General features: G+C 63.7%; 26 protein-coding genes. 13 read left to right on the top strand and 13 right to left on the bottom strand.

Features of this window, described 5'->3' with window-relative positions:
* The first annotated feature begins 166 nt into the window (after positions 1 to 166).
* Positions 167 to 796: a hypothetical protein gene (locus tag FS320_RS15275; protein WP_152712712.1), complete on the top strand. Its 630-nt coding sequence runs from the start codon at positions 167 to 169 to the stop codon at positions 794 to 796.
* 103 nt (positions 797 to 899) lie between these two features.
* Here FS320_RS15275 and FS320_RS15280 read toward each other — a convergent pair whose 3' ends face one another.
* Complete coding sequence (locus FS320_RS15280) at positions 900 to 1787, bottom strand: cation diffusion facilitator family transporter (protein ID WP_152712713.1); 888 nt, start codon at positions 1785 to 1787, stop codon at positions 900 to 902.
* 158 nt (positions 1788 to 1945) lie between these two features.
* Positions 1946 to 2923, bottom strand: coding sequence for a sensor domain-containing diguanylate cyclase (locus FS320_RS15285; protein WP_152712714.1), 978 nt, complete (start codon positions 2921 to 2923; stop codon positions 1946 to 1948).
* A 286-nt stretch (positions 2924 to 3209) separates the two neighbouring features.
* Here FS320_RS15285 and FS320_RS15290 point away from each other — a divergent pair, with 286 nt between their 5' ends.
* Together FS320_RS15290 and FS320_RS15300 are read left to right on the top strand one after the other, a co-directional pair.
* Positions 3210 to 3659, top strand: coding sequence for a DoxX family protein (locus tag FS320_RS15290; protein WP_152712715.1), 450 nt, complete (start codon positions 3210 to 3212; stop codon positions 3657 to 3659).
* A 685-nt stretch (positions 3660 to 4344) separates the two neighbouring features.
* Positions 4345 to 5403: a class I SAM-dependent methyltransferase gene (locus tag FS320_RS15300; protein ID WP_152712716.1), complete on the top strand. Its 1059-nt coding sequence runs from the start codon at positions 4345 to 4347 to the stop codon at positions 5401 to 5403.
* 143 nt (positions 5404 to 5546) lie between these two features.
* Here the strand turns inward: FS320_RS15300 and FS320_RS15305 are convergent, their stop codons facing one another.
* Positions 5547 to 6503 carry an ATP-grasp domain-containing protein gene (locus FS320_RS15305; RefSeq protein ID WP_152712717.1) on the bottom strand — a complete coding sequence of 319 codons (957 nt, stop codon included), beginning with the start codon at positions 6501 to 6503 and terminating at the stop codon, positions 5547 to 5549.
* 345 nt (positions 6504 to 6848) lie between these two features.
* On the opposite strand from FS320_RS15305, the gene FS320_RS15310 reads away from it, so the two are divergent.
* The 5 genes from FS320_RS15310 (at position 6849) to FS320_RS15330 (ending at position 10121) form a co-directional block, all read left to right on the top strand.
* A complete protein-coding gene (locus FS320_RS15310) occupies positions 6849 to 7643 on the top strand; it encodes a dienelactone hydrolase family protein (protein WP_244627158.1) in 795 nt (264 codons plus the stop codon).
* A gap of 124 nt (positions 7644 to 7767) precedes the next feature.
* Positions 7768 to 8463: an RNA polymerase sigma factor gene (locus FS320_RS15315; protein ID WP_152712718.1), complete on the top strand. Its 696-nt coding sequence runs from the start codon at positions 7768 to 7770 to the stop codon at positions 8461 to 8463.
* 166 nt (positions 8464 to 8629) lie between these two features.
* Entirely contained in the window at positions 8630 to 9181 is a 552-nt protein-coding gene (locus FS320_RS15320) for a DUF4142 domain-containing protein (RefSeq protein WP_420846737.1), read from the top strand.
* 14 nt (positions 9182 to 9195) lie between these two features.
* A complete protein-coding gene (locus FS320_RS15325; protein WP_152712719.1) occupies positions 9196 to 9513 on the top strand; it encodes a cupredoxin domain-containing protein in 318 nt (105 codons plus the stop codon).
* Positions 9514 to 9896: 383 nt separating this feature from the next.
* Positions 9897 to 10121: a DUF6894 family protein gene (locus FS320_RS15330; protein ID WP_152712720.1), complete on the top strand. Its 225-nt coding sequence runs from the start codon at positions 9897 to 9899 to the stop codon at positions 10119 to 10121.
* A gap of 149 nt (positions 10122 to 10270) precedes the next feature.
* On the opposite strand, the gene FS320_RS15335 is transcribed toward FS320_RS15330, so the two are convergent.
* From FS320_RS15335 to FS320_RS15355, 5 genes are all read right to left on the bottom strand, one after another.
* Positions 10271 to 11017 carry a Vgb family protein gene (locus tag FS320_RS15335; protein WP_152712721.1) on the bottom strand — a complete coding sequence of 249 codons (747 nt, stop codon included), beginning with the start codon at positions 11015 to 11017 and terminating at the stop codon, positions 10271 to 10273.
* A gap of 150 nt (positions 11018 to 11167) precedes the next feature.
* The gene (locus FS320_RS15340; protein ID WP_152712722.1) at positions 11168 to 11605 is read right to left on the bottom strand and encodes a YqaA family protein; all 438 of its coding nucleotides are present in this window, start codon (positions 11603 to 11605) and stop codon (positions 11168 to 11170) included.
* A 56-nt stretch (positions 11606 to 11661) separates the two neighbouring features.
* Positions 11662 to 12324, bottom strand: a complete 663-nt coding sequence (locus FS320_RS15345; RefSeq protein WP_152712723.1) for a transmembrane anchor protein — start codon at positions 12322 to 12324, stop codon at positions 11662 to 11664.
* A gap of 25 nt (positions 12325 to 12349) precedes the next feature.
* Entirely contained in the window at positions 12350 to 13099 is a 750-nt protein-coding gene (locus FS320_RS15350; protein WP_152712724.1) for a HupE/UreJ family protein, read from the bottom strand.
* A 57-nt stretch (positions 13100 to 13156) separates the two neighbouring features.
* Complete coding sequence (locus FS320_RS15355) at positions 13157 to 13543, bottom strand: hypothetical protein (protein WP_152712725.1); 387 nt, start codon at positions 13541 to 13543, stop codon at positions 13157 to 13159.
* 289 nt (positions 13544 to 13832) lie between these two features.
* On the opposite strand from FS320_RS15355, the gene FS320_RS15360 reads away from it, so the two are divergent.
* Positions 13833 to 14048 (top strand): hypothetical protein, encoded by a 216-nt coding sequence (locus FS320_RS15360; protein WP_152712726.1) that lies wholly within the window; start codon positions 13833 to 13835, stop codon positions 14046 to 14048.
* Here FS320_RS15360 and FS320_RS15365 read toward each other — a convergent pair.
* Positions 14037 to 15365 carry an MFS transporter gene (locus FS320_RS15365; RefSeq protein ID WP_152712727.1) on the bottom strand — a complete coding sequence of 443 codons (1329 nt, stop codon included), beginning with the start codon at positions 15363 to 15365 and terminating at the stop codon, positions 14037 to 14039. The two genes, FS320_RS15360 and FS320_RS15365, sit on opposite strands and share 12 nt — an antisense overlap.
* A 9-nt stretch (positions 15366 to 15374) precedes the next feature.
* Entirely contained in the window at positions 15375 to 15662 is a 288-nt protein-coding gene (locus tag FS320_RS15370; RefSeq protein ID WP_152712728.1) for a DUF1289 domain-containing protein, read from the bottom strand.
* Positions 15663 to 15711: 49 nt separating this feature from the next.
* Here FS320_RS15370 and FS320_RS15375 point away from each other — a divergent pair, with 49 nt between their 5' ends.
* The 3 genes from FS320_RS15375 (at position 15712) to FS320_RS49765 (ending at position 17188) form a co-directional block, all read left to right on the top strand.
* Positions 15712 to 15990 carry a metal/formaldehyde-sensitive transcriptional repressor gene (locus tag FS320_RS15375; RefSeq protein ID WP_152712729.1) on the top strand — a complete coding sequence of 93 codons (279 nt, stop codon included), beginning with the start codon at positions 15712 to 15714 and terminating at the stop codon, positions 15988 to 15990.
* Positions 15991 to 16052: 62 nt separating this feature from the next.
* Positions 16053 to 17000: a HoxN/HupN/NixA family nickel/cobalt transporter gene (locus tag FS320_RS15380; protein WP_280178280.1), complete on the top strand. Its 948-nt coding sequence runs from the start codon at positions 16053 to 16055 to the stop codon at positions 16998 to 17000.
* 5 nt (positions 17001 to 17005) lie between these two features.
* The gene (locus FS320_RS49765) at positions 17006 to 17188 is read left to right on the top strand and encodes a hypothetical protein (RefSeq protein ID WP_280178281.1); all 183 of its coding nucleotides are present in this window, start codon (positions 17006 to 17008) and stop codon (positions 17186 to 17188) included.
* A gap of 12 nt (positions 17189 to 17200) precedes the next feature.
* Here FS320_RS49765 and FS320_RS47890 read toward each other — a convergent pair whose 3' ends face one another.
* The gene (locus FS320_RS47890; RefSeq protein ID WP_244627159.1) at positions 17201 to 17452 is read right to left on the bottom strand and encodes a DUF1127 domain-containing protein; all 252 of its coding nucleotides are present in this window, start codon (positions 17450 to 17452) and stop codon (positions 17201 to 17203) included.
* A 102-nt stretch (positions 17453 to 17554) separates the two neighbouring features.
* On the opposite strand from FS320_RS47890, the gene FS320_RS15390 reads away from it, so the two are divergent.
* Positions 17555 to 18469 (top strand): transcriptional regulator GcvA, encoded by a 915-nt coding sequence (locus FS320_RS15390; protein WP_152712730.1) that lies wholly within the window; start codon positions 17555 to 17557, stop codon positions 18467 to 18469.
* A gap of 224 nt (positions 18470 to 18693) precedes the next feature.
* Here FS320_RS15390 and FS320_RS15395 read toward each other — a convergent pair whose 3' ends face one another.
* Both FS320_RS15395 and FS320_RS15400 read right to left on the bottom strand, forming a co-directional pair.
* Complete coding sequence (locus tag FS320_RS15395; RefSeq protein WP_162003018.1) at positions 18694 to 19887, bottom strand: MFS transporter; 1194 nt, start codon at positions 19885 to 19887, stop codon at positions 18694 to 18696.
* 125 nt (positions 19888 to 20012) lie between these two features.
* Positions 20013 to 21023, bottom strand: a complete 1011-nt coding sequence (locus FS320_RS15400; protein WP_244627160.1) for a YncE family protein — start codon at positions 21021 to 21023, stop codon at positions 20013 to 20015.
* Positions 21024 to 21032: the final 9 nt, after the last annotated feature.

The raw sequence follows: 21032 nt of genomic DNA on the forward strand, positions 1-21032 counted from the left end.
CATCAACATAGGCGGCAAACCGCGCCTCGCGCGTCTCTGATGGGATAGGAAGGTTCATCACACGCCTCCGCATGATGGATCTCCCGACTATAGCTCGCCTCGTGAGTTTATGACACAGTAGTACTAGGACTTTGCAGGTTTTCGATCAGCTCCGGAGACGCGTCGCATGATCACCAGAATTCTTCCTCAGGTCCGGAGCCTTGTCCTCGGTTTGGGCATTGCCGGCGGCGTGGTGGCGCCATCCGCTTGGGCGCAAGGCTCGCCACCCCTGCGGGTCCGGGGAACCATCGAGCGGATCGATGGCGAGACCCTGCAGGTGAAGACCCGAGGTGGCGCTGACGCGACCCTCCGGCTTGCCAAGGACGTCCCCATCACCGGTCTCACCAAGGCCTCGTGGGCTGACATCAAGCCTGGGAGCTATGTTGGCACCGCTGCGATCGAGCAGGGCTCGGGCCATGCGACATCGCTGGAAGTGCAGGTCTTCCCCGAAAACATGCGGGGGGCGGGGGAAGGCTCCCACGAGTATGATCTGGGACCGAAGAGCTCCATGACGAATGGCACAATCGGGCAGGTGACAGAAGCGAGTAACGGACGGCAGCTGACCATCAAGTATCAGGACAGCGAAAAGACGGTCGTCGTTCCGCCCGATGTGCCGATCGTCACTTATGTTCCAGCCACCCGCGAGGATCTTGCACCGGGTGCCAAGGTGATCGTCACCGCAACCAAGCAGCCGGACGGAGCCCTGCAAGCGTCCCGCATCCTCGTGGGCAAGGGCGGGCTCGAGCCGCCGATGTAGCCCTCTTGGCTCGGCAGTCTCCCGTGAGCCGCAGTAGACAAGCTGGGGCGAAACCCGGTCAGAGTTTTCCTTGTCGGCGAGCTGAGGGCCAATGCTCTTCCGGCTAGAGCACGACAATTCCAGCGTGCTTGGCTTTCATCTCCGGCTCGACATGGATGGTGATCAAGGCGTCGTCGACCTCGTCCTTCAGCGCCCGCTCAATACGGTCGCAGATGTTGTGGGCGGATGAGACCGGCATCTCGCCTGGCACGACCAGGTGGAAGTCGACGAAGGTCATCTTGCCTGCTTGTCGCGTGCGCAGGTCGTGGGCTTCCAGCGCGCCCTCGGCATTGGCCGAAATCACCTCGCGGATGCGGCCCAAGGTGTTCTCCGGCACGGCTTCGTCCATCAGGCCGCCGACCGACTCCCGCATCACGCCCCAGCCGGACCAGAGGATGTTCAGCGCCACCAGGGCCGCGAGCGCCGGATCGAGAATGGCCCAGCCGGTAGCCGCGGCCAAGCCCACGCCGAAGAGCACGCCGATCGAGGAAACAACGTCGGTCAAAAGATGCTTGCCGTCCGCGACCAGGGCTGGCGAGCGTGAGCGCCGCCCCTGCCGGATCAGGACCCAGCACCAGCCGGCGTTGATGACACTCGCCAATCCGTTGACGAGCAATCCCTCCACCGAGACGGCAAAGGGCTTCGGGGCCATGATCCCGAAGTAGGCCTCGCGCAGGATGGTGAGCGCCGCCACGACAATGAGGACACCGACCACCACGGCGGAGAAGTATTCGACCTTGTGGTGGCCATAAGGGTGGTTTGCGTCGGCGGGGATGGCACTGGTCCGCACCGCGACAAGCGCCACGATCGCAGTGACCACGTTGATGATGCTCTCCAACGCATCCGAGTAGAGGGCGATCGAGCCCGTCAGAAGATACGCGACATACTTCAGTCCCAGGACGACGATGCCGACGACGATGCTTCCGGCGGCCAGTTTCTGGAGGCGGTCCATGCTCAAACTCAACAGGGTAGGACCGCCTGAGCGTCGGCGCGGCAAGTCCAGCAATGAATGGGATGATCTCCCTTACGGGATTCGCCGGCCTGCCGCTAGCCTTTGATTCTACTTGCAAATTCTTCGCAAAAACAGATGCGCTCAGTGGCAGGTAGTCCTCACTTGATTGTGTTGAACGAAGACGCTTTCCGAGACATCGATGTCTCCGGCTCAAAGCCGATACTGGTGCAGTTCCGGCCTTCCGCCTTGGCGGCGTACAAGGCGCGGTCGGCCCGGTAGAGAATGGAACTCCGGTCGTCGTGCGGCAGGGCTTCCGTCACGCCTGCGCTGAAGGTGAACCGCAGATCAGGCAGATGCCCGGGGAGCGTCTCGGCAGGAAAACCCGCCCTCACCCGCTCGATGATGAGGATGGCGTCATTGAGCCTGACGCCTGGCAGCAACAGCAGAAACTCCTCGCCACCCATCCGGCCAGCCCAGCCCCCCTCACGCAGCCGCTCGCGGCACCCCTGGGCAAAGTTCCGGAGCACGGCGTCGCCGGCATCGTGCCCGTAGGTGTCGTTGACTGCCTTGAAGTGGTCGATGTCGATGAGGGCAACGCACAGGCTCCGACCGGACGGCCTGGCCTCAGCGAGCGCCTCGTCAAGCAAGTCCAGGATGTGGCGCCGGTTCGGCAGGTCGGTGAGATGATCGGTGTGTGAGGCCGTCAGGGCCGCCTCATGGGCCTGGCGCAGGGTCTTCTCGTTGTGCTTGAGGGCCGTGATGTCGGCCCCGACCGTGAGCACCCAGCCGTTCGGCAGCGAGGTCTGGTCCATCCACAGCCAGCGGCCATCCAGGAGATCCGTCTCGAATGATCTGCGGGGCACTGCCCGGCGCCGCGGCAAAGTTCTGGCGGTCAGAGCCTCGACATCCCCGCCATTGATCTTGGTGCCAATGCCATGCCGAGCGCCGTACCGGAGGACGTCGGTGAAGGTAAACGAGCCCCGGTGCCCTCCCAAAAAAATGTCCCGGTAAGTTTGGTTGGCATACCGGAGGCGGTCCTCGGCATCGTAGATCGAAACGGCCTGGCCGCTCACTGTGAGCGCCTCCACAAGGCAACGGAGCGTCTCATCGTCCAGATCTGAGCGAAATACAGTCATTGAAGCCTGGGGAAGGAGAGCAAGGGACTAGCCCTTGCCAAACCACGGGCGATCGGTCCAGCACGCAATTGTCGCTCCGCCGGTTTGTTCCGAGCTCACCCCAGCGGTTTGCAAATTTGCAAAACGAAGTCTCCGGCTCGGCGTGTTGCCTCACGCGATTGTGTCGCCCAGATCGCTGGGCATTGAGCTGGCGTGTGTTACCCAGGAAAGACCTTGCTGCAGTGCAGCATCATTGGTTGGGCCCGTGAGCATCACGCCCGGAACTTGCAGAACTGATGGAGAATCCATGACGACCCGCACGAACGATGTGGCGCTTCTAGCCGCCCGCCTGGCTGTTGCCGCCCTTTTCCTCCCGGCCGGGATCGGCAAGCTGTCTGGCCTGTCCGGCTTCACCGCTATGCTGGCGAGCAAGGGTGTCCCCTTCCCCGAAATCCTTGCGGTGCTTGGCGTAGCCGCCGAGGTCCTTGGCCCCATTGCGCTGATTTTGGGTGTTGCCCCACGCCTCACGGCCGTTCTCCTGATCGGCTTCACCCTCGTCGCGAGCCTGATCAGCCACAGCTTCTGGACTTTTGCCGATGCGGCTCAGGCAGCACAGCAGCAGACCCAGTTCTTCAAGAACCTCGCCATCGTCGGCGGCCTGCTGTTCTACTTCGTCAGCGGCGCCGGCGCGTTCAGCCTGCAGAACTTCCTCGGATCCCGCGAATCAGGGCGCGGGATCGTGGCCCCGGCAGAGTAAGCGGCACATCACCGAAGGTCATCCAAAGGGCAGGTGGTACAAATCCATCGGCCCTTTCGGCTCCTGTGCGATCATTGTCACAGCAAAGGGCCTCTGCGGCCTCAGTCCCACGATCACAGATTCCCCAGGACGAACTCCAGAGACGCTCCCAGAGCGGGGATCGCAGCCAAGGCGTGGAACAGATAAAAACCGTTAAATCGCACCCCAGCCTGAGCAGCTTGGCTGTCAAAGCCAGACGGGCGCGCTTCGTTCGGACGGAGCGGTTGTTCAAACGACCATTGCTCCGAGCCAATGAAGGCTGGTACCGGGCGGTCTTCCGGAACGGCACAGATGATCTCAGGAAGACACTTGTTCCTGAAGAGGTTGTAAGTGCAATCGTCCACGTCTGGTTGAGCTCGAGCCGGCTGATGACCAGATGTCATGAGGTCCTCCCCCGCAGCTTACGGCATCTTGTTGTTGATTCATGCCGCTAAGGCCAAGTTTAACTACTCCCGGAGGCAATTGCGTATTCTCCTGAAGGGGTAGCCGCTCATGTGCAGGGAGGCAGGCGGCCAACCCCGCCCTGGTAGGGGTGAACGGCGAGCGGTTGCCTATCAGAAGCGCAAGGGCGCTTAGATTTGATCATCTCTGGTGGTCCGCTCTCTCGCTGCAGTACAGTTGTGGTGGCCTGGACGACGGAGGTGCCATGCGACTGGGTGCTCATGCGGAAACCGTCTTGGAGTGGTTGGCCCTGCGGCTGAACCTCGGTCCGAAGCCTCTGGCCGATACGCAGGCGGCGTTCCAGTTCGCCCGCATCATCATGGCGGCCTCCAGGGCAGGCCTGTTCGAGGCCCTTCAGTCTGGCGGGCGCACGGCCGAGGAAATCGCGGCCTCACGCGGCACCGACCCTCGAGCAACGGGCAAGGTGCTGGATGCGCTTCTGGCCCACGGCTATCTTCGATTTCGGAATGGGCGTTACGAACTCAACCGTCTGTTCCGCAAATGGCTGCTGGCCGACAGTCCACATACAGTGGTTCACAAGCTCGACTTCCAGGAGATCGAGTGGCGCTGGACCGAAGGCTTCGACCAGTGGCTTTACGACGGGACGGCCCGGGACATGCACCGGACGCTCGGTCCCAACGAGTGGCGTCGCTACCAATGGGGCATGCGCGATTTCTCGACCGCGCCGGCAACGGAATTGGCTTGGCGGGCACGGCCGCCCAAGTCGGCCCGAGCCCTGCTCGACATCGGTGGATCCCATGGCTTCTATTCGGTGCAGTTGTGCCGCCGCCATCCGGAGATGACGGCCACGATCCTGGAGCTGCCAGAGGCCATCCCGACCGCGGCCGAGATCCTCGCAAGGGAGGGCATGGGAAGCCGGGTGGTTCACAGGGCTGGCAATGCGTTGGAGGATGACCTCGGGACGAACACCTACGATGCGGTGCTGATTGCCAACCTCGTCCACCACTTCGATGCCGACCAGAATCTCCGGCTGGCGCAGAAGGTGGCCCGCGCCCTCAGGCCGGGCGGGGTGTTCATGGTGATGGATGCCGTTCGGATCGCCTCGCCTGCTGAGGCGGACCGGCCCGACCGCAGGCTCGGAGCGGTGCTGGATGTCTACTTCGCCTTGACCAGCACCTCTGGAACATGGTCGGTCGAGGCGGTCCAGGAATGGCAGAGGGCAGCGGGGCTGCGCCCTCTGCGGCCGGTTTGGCTCCAGACCATGCCGGGTGCGGCTCTGCTCTCGGCGATACGACCCGATTGAGCTTGTGGCACACCCATCAGGAGCAGACCGCCCTGCCGGTCTGCTCCTGATGGGTTGTCTCCCTCCCCATGGATGAGAGCTGCATCACGATTGGCGATGCGGCTCCGGCAGATCCCGTCTCAACGGGAGTGCATTGACCAACCTCAAGCCGCGCGGGCGGTCGCCGTCTGCTTCAGCAGTCCATCCAGGTGCCGGGCGATGCTCCGCATGCCGAACAGGCCGGCACGGGCCTCGGCATCTGGGTTATAGTTGGTGTTGGTGTTCACGTCGTAGGTGAAGGATCTCCCCTCCCCGTCAACGATGACCTCGATCCCGGCGATGCCGATGCCATTGGCTGCTAGGAACCGCTCATAGGTCAAGATCAACGAGTTTTGGTAGCCTTCCACGATGCGGAACTTCTCCGAGGGGGCAACGGCCGGACACGCGGCCGATCCGATGACCGCGGCATCAACCTGACAGGCGTCCACAGGGCAAAGCTCGAAGCCCTGGCTTGTGTCAACTCGGACAGCGTAGAGGAACCGGCCACCCACGAACTCAAGCCGGGTGATGAAGGGCTCGGGCGCCTGGATGTAGCGCTGGACAAGGGTGATCCCGTCGACCGGCTCCTCGAACTCCGGCGAAGCGAGATGCTCCTCCAGGGCGGCTCGGCTGAGGAACAGGCGCACGCCGAGGCCCTTGCCGCCCCGGTTGTGCTTGAGGATGAGGGGAAAGCCGAGCCTCTCCGCCGCCGACACGATGTGCTCTCGCCCCACGACAGCCAGGGTGTCAGGGGTCGGGATGCTGAAGGAAGCGAGAGCCTCGTACTGGGCGACCTTGCTGATTTCGAGCCGGAGGGCCCGGCTGTCGTTCACGACGGTGCGGCGATGCCGCTCAAGCCAGGCGAGCACGGCCCCCGTGTACTCTGCGGCATAACGGTGGTCCCGCGTGTGTGAGGAGGCGCTCATCCGATTGTAGAACACGCCCTCCGGCGGAGGCGAGCGCAGGTCGAGCACACCCTGATCGAGGAACCACTCCTCAAAAGGTGTTCCCAATTCGTCAAAGGCGGCGCGAAGGGGTTCAACCCAGACGCTGTTCTCGTGAATGACATACACTTTCGACATGGGCGGCTCTCCTGGACGCGGGAATCTGCGGCTCAATGTAAAGCAGCCGGCCGCAATTTACACTCCAAGACGCCGAAAGGTTTATAATTACATATTTATTATGTAAAAATGTTTATGGCTGGGGTAGGACAGGACAGCCAGCGGTCGACCTCAAGACGGCTCGCGGGGCATCTCGACTGATATCCCGGATTGCCGCAGCTCGAGATGGCTCCAACCACTCCTCCGGAAAAACCAACGCCACGAGCCTCGAAAAGGGGCACAATCATCGCTGGATGGAGGCGACGACCGGTCAAGCCAGACTCGGTCAGCGCCCTCTTCGTCTCCGGAAACCTACAGGAGAAGCTCATGCGGATAATGATGGCAGCAGCGCTGTGCGCCCTGGCGATGACAGTGAATGCACACGCGGCGATCAAGGAGGAGCCGGTCACCTACCAGGACGGCAATACCACCATGAAGGGCTTCGTTGTTTACGACGATGCGGTTCAGGGCAAGCGTCCCGGCATCGTCATGGTGCCCGAGTGGTGGGGCATCACCAAGCACATCCACAACGAGGCCCAGAAGTTCGCACAGCAGGGCTACACCGCCTTCATTGCTGACATGTACGGCGACGGCAAAGTTGCCGACAATCCGAGCGATGCGGGCGCACTCGCGACGATCGTGATGAAGGATCCGAAGGTGATGGAGGCCCGCTTCAACGCCGCCCGGACCCAACTTGCAGGACATCCCTCGGTTGACCCGGCCCGCATCGGCGCGGTCGGCTACTGCTTCGGCGGAGCTGTGGTGCTGAACATGGCCCGTGCCGGCGCCGACCTCGATGCGGTGGCCGGCTTCCACGCCTCGCTCGGCCTCAACACCCCTGCGCCAGCTCCGGGTACGGTCAAGGCGAGGGTCCTGGTCCTGAATGGCGCCAATGATCCCTTTGTAAAGCGCGAGGAGTACGAGGCGCTCAAGAAGGACTTCGATGCGGCAAAGGCCGAGTATCGGGTGGTCCAATATCCGGGCGCGGTGCACGCTTTCACAAATCCCGAGGCCACGGAGCTTGGCCAGAAGTTCAACCTGCCGCTCCGGTACGATGCGCAAGCAGACCGCGAGGCGAAAGCCGAGGCATCGAAGTTCTTTGCGGCCAACCTCCAAAAGTAGAGACATCGCCTTGTGCCGCAGCGTCAGTCCACGTTGCGGCGCAAGCCCTCGATCACCCTACCGGCCACAGGCGGGAACCTCATTGAGGCTCATTGCATCCAACGCTTGAAACGACAGGTGTCAGATGCAGAAAACCCGGACAACACTTCCCGACCTCACGAGCCTCACCGACATCGATCTTGTCAGTTATGCCCGTGCTGGAAGTCCGGATGCCTTCCGCATGATCATGCAGCGCCACAATCGTCGGCTCTACCGAGTCGCCCGTGGGGTCACAGGCAATGACATCGAAGCCGAGGATGTGGTCCAGGAGAGTTATCTCCGTGCCTTCACGCACCTCGACACCTTCCGGGGCGAAGCCCGCCTGTCGACGTGGCTGACCCGCATCGTCCTCAACGAAGCCCTGGGGCGTGTACGGCGCCGGCGCGAAATCCTCGACCTGAGCACCCTGGAGCGGATCGACGATGGCCGAGCGCAGATCTTGATGTTTCAGCAGCCTTTACCCTCGCAGGACCCGGAGGCCGAGGCAGGCCGGGCGCAGCTGCGTCGCTTGGTGGAGCAGGCCCTCGATGACCTGCCGGAGGCCTTCCGGTCTGTGTTCGTGATGCGAGAGATCGAGGAGATGAGCATCGAGGAGACGGCCTCCCATCTTGGCATCCGCCCGGAGACCGTAAAAACAAGGCTCCATCGCGCAAGGCGGCTGTTGCAGAAGGCGCTCCACGCCCAGTTCGTGGTGACGCTGAAGGATGCCTTCCCGTTCGACGGGCTTCGCTGCAACCGGGTCACCGACCGTGTCATGCAGCGCCTGGAGCTGAAGCCATAAACCCCGAGCGGGTCGGGTGCTCGTGGGCAGATCTCGTTTCTCGTTCGCGACTTCGGGAACCTTCTTCTGGCGGCTGCATCCAATGCAGCGGCTGGTGGGTATCCGTGCTGGATGCCGTAAGCAATGCCGGCCCGGCCTACCCGCATCCCATTGAAGGGAGAACACGATGTCAAAACTTCGCATGACCCTGATCGGCGCCTGCCTCTGCCTTGCCCCCTACAGCGCGATGGCTCAGCAAGCCGCAAAGATCACCGACCCGCAGATCGCCCACATCGCCTACACGGCCGGGCAGATCGACATCCAGGCCGCTGAACTTGCGTTGAAGCAGTCCCAGAACAAGGAGGTCAAAGCCTTCGCCAATGACATGGTGCGTGACCACAAGGCGGTCAACGAGAAGGCGCTCGCCCTGGTGAAGAAGCTGAATGTCAAACCCGAGGACAACGACACCAGCCGCCAGCTCCTGCAGCAGGCCGAGGCCAAGCGGAAGGAACTCAGCGCCCTCAAGGGGGCCGCCTTCGACAAGGCCTACGCCCAGAACGAGGTGGCCTATCATCAGCAGGTCAACGGCGCACTCCAGAACACCCTGATCCCGAACGCCAGCAATAGCGAGTTGAAGGACCTGCTCTCGACCGGGCTCAAGATCTTCCAGGGCCACCAGCAGCATGCCGAGCATCTTGTCCAAAGCCTGCCGGCGCGGACGGGGGCTTTGGCTCAGTGACGAGAGACTGACCGATGCGCCGGTTGACAATACTGGCTGCCGTTGCGTTGGGGATGCTGGGCAGTCCGGCCTCCCCGGCGGGCACCACACAGTCCATTCTCATGACGGGTATCGCCTTCGCACCCAAGCAGGTCACGGTGCACGTCGGTGATACGCTGGATTGGGCCAACCAGGACATCGTGGCGCACACCGCAACGGCCAAGGACAAAAGCTGGGACGTCAACGTGCTGCCAGGAAAGAACGGACGCATGGTGATGAAGGCGGCGGGCACCTTCGACTACATCTGCCGCTATCATCCGAACATGACGGGCGAAGTCATCGTTGAGCCCTAACCTGCGAAGAGGCAGGTGTCGGCCCTCGGCTCGCAGCCTCATGGGCATCCGTCAATGCAGGATGTTGGCCAACCAGGCCCATGGACATCACAGCGAGCCGGACTGACCCGGTTTCGGAAGTGCGATGGGTTATCTGCCCCAACTTGGGCCATTTGCCCCACCGGCTTTGATGCAAGCAGGCAGATTGCCTTAGGCTTCCTTGCGAGTACTCACTTGGCCCGATTCTTGCATATGATCCCGTTCAAAGGGCACGCAGAAGCGCTGAATGCGCCCAGGTCGCGGATCAACAAAAGGAGGGACGCATGAGGATCGAGCGGGAGAACGCCACGCCAGGCGAAACCTTGTCAGCATGTCCATCCGGTTCGAGTTGGTGAGGATCTTGCATGCGCTATTACTTTCACCTTGTGAGCGATCAGACGCAGTTCCTGGACCACACCGGGCTCGACATTCCAGATCTTGCGACGGCAAAGGATGAGGTGCAGAACACCCTGGCCCAGCTGCGGCGCACGATGGATGACGTTGAGGATTGGGCCGGGTGGCGTCTCGAAGTCGTTTCGTCGGAAGGCAGTCTGCTATGCTCAGTGAGCCTCATGGCAACCGTTCACTGACCGGTCACACGAACACCGAATAGCCTAGAGGCATCAAAGCGCTTCCGTGTCCCGCGGTTTCATGTGCCGCAACGGAGACGAAGACCTTCCGCTCAGCCGGAACTTTGCGGGTCAGATGCTGATCCGCAAGCTTGATGGCACGCGGGATGCTATTGAAGCGGCTTCATGTCAGCCGAGTGAACATTGCGCTCCGGGAAGCTCGCGATCTTCTCACCTTTCCCGGTCGCGAGGTCGATCCTGTAGAGGGCGCTCTCCCCGCCGTAGTCGGTGGCATAGAGCGTGCCGTCACGGTCGAACACGATGCCCATCACGCTCGGGGGCACGTTCGCGTAATGCGCCACCTCGTTCAGTGCAGCTCCCTTCGGATCCAGCCGGTACAGCGCCGTTGTCGTGGTGGCGTACATCGCCCCATCCTTGGGATTGATGGCAAAGTCCATCACGTCCTTGCCACCCTTGAACGGGCCGATCTCGGTGAATGTCCCCGTTTGGGGATCAATCCGGTAAAGCCGGTTTTCCATCACCCCACTGGCGTACAGACCTCCGTCCGGACCGGGGCCCAGGGCCATGATGCGGATCGTCTTGTCGAGCGGCTCGCCGATGGGCGTCGCCTTGCCTGTGGCCGGGTCAACGCTGGCCAACTGCGATCTGGAGTTCTCATGCCGCATCGAGTCCGTGACGGTGTAGAGCTTGCCGTCGGTGCCGAAGGCGAGAGGAGCCGAGCCGGGATAACCGAAGCTGCCGATCACCTTGGTTTCGCCAGTCGTCGCGTCGATGGCAAGGAGATCGGTTCCAACACCGCCCGTAGCATAGATAAGCGGCTCCGCCTGGACACTGAACGTCGACGACATGAGAAGCAGGGCAACAGTCGTGGCAGATAGACGCGAAGCAGACGGCATGACGTGCTCCTGTTCGAGCCAGCAATGGTGATCATACACCCGGTGGCGTTTGCCCAGAAGCAAAGCCCAAACACGCCCTATGATTTCAACGGATGCGCCGGAATGGTACCGTCCTGGGGCCCCTGCGCGTCTCCTCGGGGTGGACCGAGCCTACGCCCAACCGAGCGCCAAAGCCGCGACGACGAGATATCGTGCTGTCTTCGCCACCACAATCAGGGCGATGAACACTGGCAAAGGCTCGCGCAGGATCCCTGCCACGATGGTGAGCGGGTCCCCGATCACCGGCATCCAGGACAATAGCAGGGACCAGCGCCCATAGCGGCGATACCAGCCCTCCGGTTTGGTGACCTGCTTCTGAGTGAGCGGGAACCAGCGCCGGCCCTCGAACCGGGTGATGAAGCGCCCCAGGTACCAGTTCACACAGGAACCCAGGATGTTGCCGAGGCTGGCGGCCAGAACCAGCACCCAGACGTGGTAGTGGTCGGCCAGCGGCATGCCGGCCAGGACCACCTCCGACTGGAACGGGAACACCGTCGCCGACAGGAACGCGGTCCCGGCCAAGCTGAGATACTCGAGAAGATGCTCCATGGGAGATCCAGCGCGGATCCCTGCGCGATCATGAGTGACCGCACAGGGAAGCCTGCTTACTTCGCCTGCTTGAGGCTGCCGAAGTCGCCGCTCGCGGTCAGCTTGACCGTGACCGGGGCAGAGCCGCGGTTGCGCCAGAACCAGCCATGGCCGCCGTCGAAGCCCGCCGTGATCTCGCCCTCGTCACCGGGAACGCCGCGGCCCTTGGAGTAGGAAACTTCCTTGCCGCCCGGGCCTGCGCCGTGGGTGTCATGGTTGACCGTGCCGCCCTCGACCTTCCAGGAGTAGGTCAGCTTGGCGCCCTGCTTCATGTCAGCCTTCACCTCGGTGCCCTCGCCGGGTTGGAGGGTGACCGAGATCTCCTGCAACTTGGCCGCCGGGGCCTGGGCCTGCGCCGAGCCAATCACGAGTTGGGCGAAGATCGAGCCGAGCAGGCTGGAGCGCTGCTCCGGGGCTGCAGGGGCGGCAGGCGTCGGCGCAGTCTGGTCCTTGGCCCGGTCGGCCTCGGCCTCGGCCTCCTCGGCGAGCTGGGTCTTGATCTCGCCCATTTCGGCCAGCCCCAGGGCGCGTCCGACGCCCGTCGGGTCGATGCCGTACTCGGACGGCAGGACCACGGTGACAAGGAGCGCCGCGGCCACGCCGGCAGCGATGAGAGTGGAGCGCACGAGCTGGGCTGAAGTTGGGAGTTCGGCGCGGGTCGGCATGTCGGTGTTGTACATCGGTGTGTTCCTTGAGGTTGAGGGATCAGGCGGCAGGTGTCGCGACGAAGTAGCCCGTGAGCTGCATGCCGATCAGCACGAACCCGGCGCTCATCATCGCGACGTTGGCGGTGTAGGCGTGACGGAAGAACCCGTCTGTGCGGCGCCAGTAGCCCATCAGGATCAGGATCGCGGACAGCGCGAGGAGCTGGCCGATCTCGACCCCGACATTGAAGGCCAAAAGGTTCGGCAGCAGCCCGTCGGGCGAGACATCGTACTCCTGGATCTTCGCCGCGAGGCCGAAGCCGTGGAATAGGCCGAAGATCAGGGTGGCCAGCTTTGTGTTGGGCTGGAAGCCGAACCAGCGCTGGAAGGCGCCGAGGTTATCGAGGGCCTTGTAGACGACCGAGAAACCGATGATGGCGTCGATCAGGTAGGCGCTGACACTGACCCCGTAGAGCACGCCGAAGATCATCGTCACCGAGTGGCCGATGGCGAACAGGCTGACGTAGAGGCCGATGTCCTTGGCCCGGTAGAGGAAGAAGATCACGCCGAGCAGGAACAGGATGTGGTCGTAGCCGGTCACCATGTGCTTGGCGCCGAGGTAGACGAAGGGGATCAGGTGAACCCCGGTGATCTCCTGGATGTAGCCCTTGTCGCCCTCGGCGACGGCATGGGCGAGCGCCTCCAGGCCGGAGAGCGGGAGCATCAGGAGGGCTGCGGTGAGCGCAAAGATGGCGGTCGGCGGGCGCACGGCAGGCGGCCACGACCAGCCTCCGGAAAGAGGTCTGTGCATAGGGAAGGGTCCGTTGTTCGTTCGTCGAGAATGGCCGCGCTCAGGCAGCCTGCGGGATCAGGCGGCGAACAAGGGACACGGTGGCCGATCGAGGCGGAACGAGAGATGGGATGACGGGCGGCCCTGCTCCCAAAGGCGCAGAGACTTGCCGTCCGGGGCCTTTAAGGATGCCGGCGCAGCCGCGAGCCCCATCGTGACGTGGGAGTGGTCCTTGTGCTCGGGACCGTGGCCAGGCCGATGATCCGGATCGGTCTCATCGTCGTCATGGCTGTGCCCATGCCCGACCCAATCCGAGGGATCCCCAGGTGTTAGGCCGGCGTCCACCGCCTGGGCCATTCCGACATCGTGCATGCCCGGGGCCGCTCGCAGGGACGGGAACGCGCTCAGCATCACCGCGAGGGCGATGATGAGGCGAAAACCGTTCAGGAGGGCCGCTCTGGTCATGAAGAGGATTTAAGGATCGCGGTGTTGATTGGCGGTTAACGGACACAAGGAACAGGACAGCCTGAGTTAGGACGCGGTCCGCCTGATGCAAGTCGCACGGCCTAGGCGTCCATCATGGCATTCCTGAGACAGGCGATGTGCCCCTCGCTGTCCGCTGCCTTGCCGCGAGCCTCTGCCTCGCCGCGAAGTGATCCCCACTCGGCGGCAACACGGATTATGCTGTGATCCCACTGAAGCGACCGCGCACGCTTGGCTAGCAAAATGGTCCGAGCATGGGAGAGTCCGTGACATGACCGACCGACACGACGACCTCAAGCGCATCCTTGCCGAAGGCATCGAGCGGGGGGAGGGTTTCACGGTAACTCTCAAACGGGTCAGGGGTCGGTACCCCGACTCGACGGCGGCGGAGATCGCCGACGCTATGCGTCCGGTCAATAAGGAAGCCTCAGACACCGGACGGCCGAGCGGCCGCTATGCCAAGCCCTACAATGGATCACCGCGATGACGGCCAGCGTCGGTGAAGGTCGTCGATCGTGAACGCATGGGCGTGGCCTTGATCCCGATGCTCCCGTAGGTGCGGATGATCAGGCGGCAGGTCCGGGTGGGCATGCGCGATCTCCTCTGGATCGTGCGCCGGCCAGAGCCACGCCGCCAGGCCGAAGCCGATGAGGGTGACCAGTCCAAGAACGGCCAAGGTCATCGCAATGCCGACCCCACGCCCAAGCCAGCCGGCCAGCGGGTAGGTCAGGAGCCAGCAGGCATGCGAGAGGGCGAACTGAGCCGCGAACAGGGCGGGACGATCCTCAGCCTGGGCCGAGCGCCGCAACAGGCGTCCCGTCGGGGTCTGCACGGCTGAATAGCCAATCCCCAGCAGCGTCCAGGTGATCAGCAGGGCCGGCCATCCGATGGTCCCGCTCCAGGTGGCTACGGCAAACGCCAGGAGCACCACGGCGAGCAGGGTCGCCGCCGGCAGCATCACGGCTCTGTCAGGCAATTTGTCGAGGACACGCGGCAACAGGAGTGCCGCCGCCATCGAGCCGCCGCCGAAGCAGGCCAGGGCCACCGCGACATCGTCCTCCGGCAGGCCCAGCACACCGCGGACGATCACGACGGTGTTGACGATGACCATGGCCCCGGCGGCCGCAACCGAGAGGTTAAGGGCCAAGAGGCCCCGCAGACGCGGCGTCTTGAGGTAGATTCGCAGGCCGCGCGTGGTCTTGTCGTAGATTCCGCCTTTCTGCTCGGAGGCAACCGGCTGCGGAAGCCGGACGGACAGGACGAGGGCGGCCGAGCAGAGAAAACCGACTACCGTGCCGCCGAACAGCCAATGGAAGCTGATGATGGTCAGAAGGGCGGCCGCCAGGGCCGGGCTGAGCAGGCTCTCGAGATCGTAGGCCAGGCGTGAAAGCGAGAGCGCCCGGGTGTAGTCCTTTTCGTCCGGCAGCACGTCGGGAATGGTGGCCTGGAAGGTCGGCGTGAACGCCGCCGAGGCCGATTGCAGCAGGAAGATCAAAACATAGATCTGCCAGACCTCGGTGATGAAGGGCAGCAATAGCGCGACCGCTGCCCGCACCAGGTCCATGGACACCAGGAAGGCGCGGCGGGGAAGCTGGTTAGCGAAGGCGCCGACAATGGGCGCCACGCCGACATAAGCCACCATTTTGATGGCGAGCGCCGTGCCGAGGACCACGCCCGCATCCGCCCCCGCCAGTTCGTAGGCCAGGAGGCCCAGCGCCACGGTCAGCAGGCCTGTGCCCGCGAGCGCGATGACCTGGGCGGCGAACAGGTGGCGGTAGGTGCGGTTGGCGAGAACGTCGAGCATGGTGGCACCTCAGGCTGTCGGTGATGATGACCCTGCGGGGAGAAGGTTCCGCCGCTTCCCACCTTTCGGGGACGGTTGCTGCCCTTCCATTCTGACCTGTTTCACCCGCCGCGGAAGCTCCCGCAGGAGGGCCGTGCGCCGATAGGGTGTCAGCTTCCGCCATTCCCAGATCTCCGGGATCGTCCGTCCGCAGCCAAGGCACCAACCGGTCCGGCCGTCGAACTCGCACACGGAAATGCAGGGGTTGTCTTTCTTCACGGCCTTACCTCGATCTGCGGCAAACATTGCGGTGGACATCACATAGGGTAGCCCCCTATATGATACAAGCCATCAGTCAGGAGGCCGCATGTCCCACACGATCAAGGAAAAGACGAAGCTTCTCAGCCGGGTGCGCCGGATCAAGGGCCAGGTGGAAGCCATCGAGCGAGCGCTTGAGGCCGAGCTCGGCTGCGCTGACGTCCTCATGCTGGTCGCGTCCGTGCGCGGGGCCGTGAACGGCCTGACGGCGGAGCTGATGGAGGACCATATCCGCAACCACGTCGTTGACCCGGCGCATGAGCCGGACGCGGAACGGGCCAAGGGTGCCGCCGAACTCATCGAGGTGGTCCGCACCTACCTGAAATGAACCTGTTCCCGGCGGCTGAATGATAATGGCCGCCGCAAGACATTCCTGGAAAACCAAAAACAATGCCTGATATTGCTCAACTTCTTCAGTCTGGTGGCAACGGCTGGCTGTACCTTCCCTTTGCCGTCCTGCTCGGGGCCCTGCACGGGCTGGAGCCCGGCCATTCCAAGACCATGATGGCCGCCTATATCGTCGCGATCCGCGGCACCATCGGCCAGGCCATCCTGCTCGGCGTCTGTGCCGCCCTCTCCCATTCGCTCATCGTCTGGATCGTGGCGATGCTCGGTCTGTCGCTCGGGAAGGAAATCCTGAACTCCCACTTTGAGGCCTGGCTGCTGATCGCGTCCGGTGTGATCATCCTCGGCATTGCAGCGTGGATGCTCTGGCGCACGGGCCAGAGCTTGGGCTGGTTCCGGCGCCATCACGATGGTCACCATCACCATGATCATGATGACCACCATCACGACGAGGTTCGCACCATCGACACGGGCCATGGCGTTGTGGAGCTCTCGATCTTCGAGGACGGCGTGCCGCCCCGCTGGCGCCTGCGTACGATCAGCGGCAACGCCTGGAGGGCCGAGGACGTGATGGTCTCGACCGAGCGCGAGGACGGCTCAGGCGAGCGGTTCCGGTTCGTCGAGCGGGATGGCTACCTCGAATCCGCAGGGGAGATCCCCGAACCGCACGCGTTCACCGCCCACGTGCGGCTCTCGCACGGCGACCACGCCCATACCTACAAGCTCCCGTTCGCCGAGCACGATCACGGGCATAGCTATCCTCACCATGCCGAGCATGACGAGGACGCCCACGAGCGTGAGCATGCCGAGCAGATCGCCCGCCAGCTTGCGACCAACAACGGCCAGGTCACGACATGGCAGATCGCGCTGTTCGGCATCACCGGTGGCCTGATCCCCTGCCCGGCCTCGATCACCGTGCTGCTGATCTGCCTTCAGCTTGGCCAGTTCACCCTTGGAGCGGGACGGTTGCCGCCTTCAGCCTGGGACTTGTGATCACCATGGTCTCCATTGGCGTCGCCGCGGCGTGGGGCATTCAGCACGCCTCGAAGCGGATCAACTTCTCCGACCGACTGCTGCGGCGTCTGCCACTGGCTTCGGCCGGTCTCGTCGGTGTCCTGGGAGTGATCATGTTGGTGCAGGGCTTCGCGGATCTCGCGGCGCCGGCGACGGCCTTGTCATAGGAGCGAACCGGGTCACCGCTTCCAGAAGGGCTTCGCGGCCTCGATCAGGGCCTTGTCCCGCGGAATGCCCATATCGCGCAGCAGAGGGTCATCCTGTTCGGCCAGCTCGCGTAATCCGCTCCGCTGGTGATGCCGGGCCGCCCAGAGCTGGATCAACCGCGACAGGGCCAGCCACGGAGTTGATGAGTTTTTCTGCTCCAAGGAAGGGAAGCCGTCCGTGGCTGCCGTGGAGGGGAGCGCACCGATAAGCGTTTGCCTGGACATGATGGGAACTCCGGATTGGAGTATTTCTATTGAACCGCATCCGGGTTGCCCGCAAAGCATCCTTTCTCTAGCCTGTCTTAGTTTTTCTCATGAAGTCGGCCGATGCTTCGCCGCCTGCCGCCGTTGAATGCCCTCAAGGCCTTCGAGACAGCCGCCCGCCACGAGAGCTTCACGCGGGCCGCCGAGGAGCTGTGCGTCACGCAAGGGGCGGTCAGCCATCAGGTGAAGGCCCTGGAGAGCGTGCTCGGCGTCAAGCTCTTCAACCGCGAGCGCCAGCGCCTTGTGATCACGGAGGCAGGTCGCGAATACCTCGCTGTCGTGCGCGATGCATTCGACCGGATCGCGCTCGGCACCGAGCGCCTCACGCAACGCCAACGGTCAGGCGTTCTCACGGTCAGCACGTCACCGGACTTTGCCGCCAAGTGGCTGATCCATCGCCTCGGTCGGTTCGCCGAAGTGCACCCCGACATCGACCTGCGGATTTCGGCAACCATGCATCACGTCGACTTCGCGCGGGAGGATGTCGACATCGCCGTCCGCCACGGCGACAGCAACTGGACGGGCCTCGACGTCGTCCGCCTCTGCTCCGAGGAGCTTCACGCCGTGTGCAGCCCCGGCCTCGTGTCGGGATTGAACCGTCGGGTCGAGCCTTCGGACGTGCTCCGGTTTCCGCTGCTGCATCTCGATGACCACAGCGACTGGACGCGGTGGCTCGAAGCCGCCGGGGTGCCCGCGACGGGGATCTCCCATGGCCCGGTCCTGAACCGGGCGAGCATGGTGATCGACGCGGCGATCAATGGCCAGGGTGTCGGGCTCGCCCGCACCACGCTCGCGGCGTGGGACCTGATCAACCAGCGGCTGGTGGCACCGTTCTCCGTCACGCTGCCCTTGTCCAAGGGCTATTGGATCGTCTGCCCGCAGGCCACGTCCATGCTGCCCAAGATCGCCACGTTCCGGGACTGGCTGCTCACCGAGGTCGCCGCCGACGCGCGCTGCCTTCGGGCACCCGATTCATAAGATCGCGCGGGACTACAACACGATGGATCCGGTCGGGGTCTGCCGAGATCGAACGTGGCCCCCAGCTTCATCGGCCTTCAGGTTGATGCCAATCCCCGGTCCCAGGTCGCCTACAGGCGTATTCGGATGCGGGCGATCTGAGCTGGTTGAGGAACCCGAAGCGGCACTCGATGGATGTTCCCGCTGGACCACACCGTCCAGCGGGAATCCCGCTCTGCGGATCCTCAGCGTTCCTCAGGCGGCTTGATGGCCGAGAACTGCCACAGCAGCGTCAGGTCGTAGGCCGCCTTCAGGGTGCCGGCGAGAACAAGCGGCCAACCGAAGGGCGACATGGTCAGCAGCCAGCCGGACAGGAGCGGCGCGAGAGCCGACGCCAGGCTGCGGGGCACCGCCGTGACGCTCGCCGCCGCTGGCCGCTCCTCCGGCCGGACCACCGCCATGACGTAGGAAGATCGGGTCGGGACATCCATCTGGGACAGCAAGCTCCGGAGGATTAGCAGACCGAACGCGATCCAGATGGTCGGCGCAAACGCGGTCAGGATCAGGAAGACGCTCGACGGCAGGTGCGTGAACACCATCGTGTTGATCAGTCCAAACCGTTTGGCCAGCGGCACCGCCGCGAAGTACGAGACCGCCGAGCACAGGCTGGTGGCGAAGAAGATCGCCCCGATGGTGGCGACGCCGAGGCCGAACCGCTCGCTGAGCCAGATCGTTAGCAAGGCATTGATGACGAGCCCGCCGCCGAACGCGTCGACCGAGAACAGGGCCGCCAAGCGGTAGACGATACCCCGCGACGGGCCGAGCGGTGCCGGCGGGTTGTCGGTGCCCGCTTCGACCTGGGGCGACAGATGGCGATAGAGGAAGAACGTGAGCAGTCCGATGAATGCGTAAAGTCCGAACAAGGCGGTCACCGTGGCCGACGGTGCGATGACCGGAGCGAGCCAGTCCACCATGCCAACCGAGAGCGCCCCCAGAGCACCGAAGAAAGCGCCAACGAAACTGTAGCGGGCGAACGCCGCCGTCCGGTCCTCGTTAGCGACGACATGGGAGATGGCGGTGTGCTCGAGGGGCAGAAAGACGCTGACGTCGCCGCCGGATGGATTGAGCGTGCCGACGAAGGCGATCACAAGCAATGGCCAGAATGCTTCGATCCCAGCGAACCCCAGGCCAGTCGCGGCCATCAGGAGGCTTGCGGCCAACAGGGCCTGACGCCGGGGAACGCGGTAGGCCACCAGCCCGAGCGCAAGCGTCAGCAGGGCTGACCCCAGCAATGACGCGGTCGAGATGAGGCCGATGCCGAAGGCATCATAGCCCAATCGGGACAGGTGCACCGGCAGCAGGATCGCCACATAGCCGTCCCCGAACGCCCTCAAGGATCGCGCCACGAGAACCCGCCTGATGTCAGGTGAAAGACGCACACGCGCGCGGGTCCCCGCTCCCGTCGCCGGTCCTTCATCAATCCTGCCTTGATGCTCGGTATCCTGGGCGACGCTGGACAATTCCCTCTGCCTTTCGGACTGTTGCGGGCACAGGCCCTGCTTTCTCACGGGACGGGCCGATAGACCCAGATCGCGGCCGGCTTCTGGTCTCTCGCCCGCACAGCCAGGAACAAACGATCCAGTTCGGGAACGAACAGCGCGGTGCGTGCGCCGGGAGCGGTGGACAGATGGGCTATCCGCCGGAAGGTGCCAGCATCCGGCTCAAAGACATCCACGTAGCCCTCGCCACAGCTCACGTAGACCCGGCGCCGCTCCGCATCCACGAACACATCGTCGGAATCCCCGCACGTTCCTGCGTTTGCGACAGGTGCACCGTCTTTCATGGAAAACGCGGTCAGCATCGGCGGATTGCGGAACACCACAAGGACCTGCCCTGACGCCTCGTCGAGAGCCATCGGGAAATTCGCACGCGAGTGCCCGGTCGACCACTTGGCGGTTACCTTGCCACTCTGGCGATCGGCCACCTCGATCGCATGCGCATCGGGAACGTTCACGAAGATCCGGCTACCATTGCTCTCGAGCCGGAAGCTCTCGGGATGTCCATCCAGGCCAATCTCGGCGGCCTTCCGGTCTCCCCTGGCATCGATGATGGCCAAGGCTCCTTTGCCATAGCCGACGATCACCTGGTTGCCGGCGCTGTCGACGCGGATGTTGTCCGCGTCGTCGCCAAGTTCGATCCCCCGGGTTTCCCTCAGGTCTTGCCCCCGGAACAGCCGCACTGATCCATCGCCCGCGTTGGCGACGTAAAGGGTGTCGGTCAAAGGGACATAACCGACGCCCTGCGGCTCCTTGAGGCCGCGGATCCGACCCGACACCCGAGAGGCGCTCAGATCGACAATCGCGACGCTGTTGTTGCCGAGCTCCGCCACGAAAAGGCGATGGCGGGCGAGATCGACGGCCATGTGATCGATCCGGCCCTTGACGTTGCCGAGCGGGATCTTCGCCTCAAGGTGCAGGGGCATGGACTCGGCCGCGAGTGCACCCTGTGGCGTGACCACAGTCGAGAATGCAGTCCCCATGAGGGTGCCAACGACTTGAAGGAAGATCCCTCTCATTGGTCCCTC

This window comes from Microvirga tunisiensis, from assembly GCF_009296175.1.
Lineage (GTDB): Bacteria > Pseudomonadota > Alphaproteobacteria > Rhizobiales > Beijerinckiaceae > Microvirga > Microvirga tunisiensis.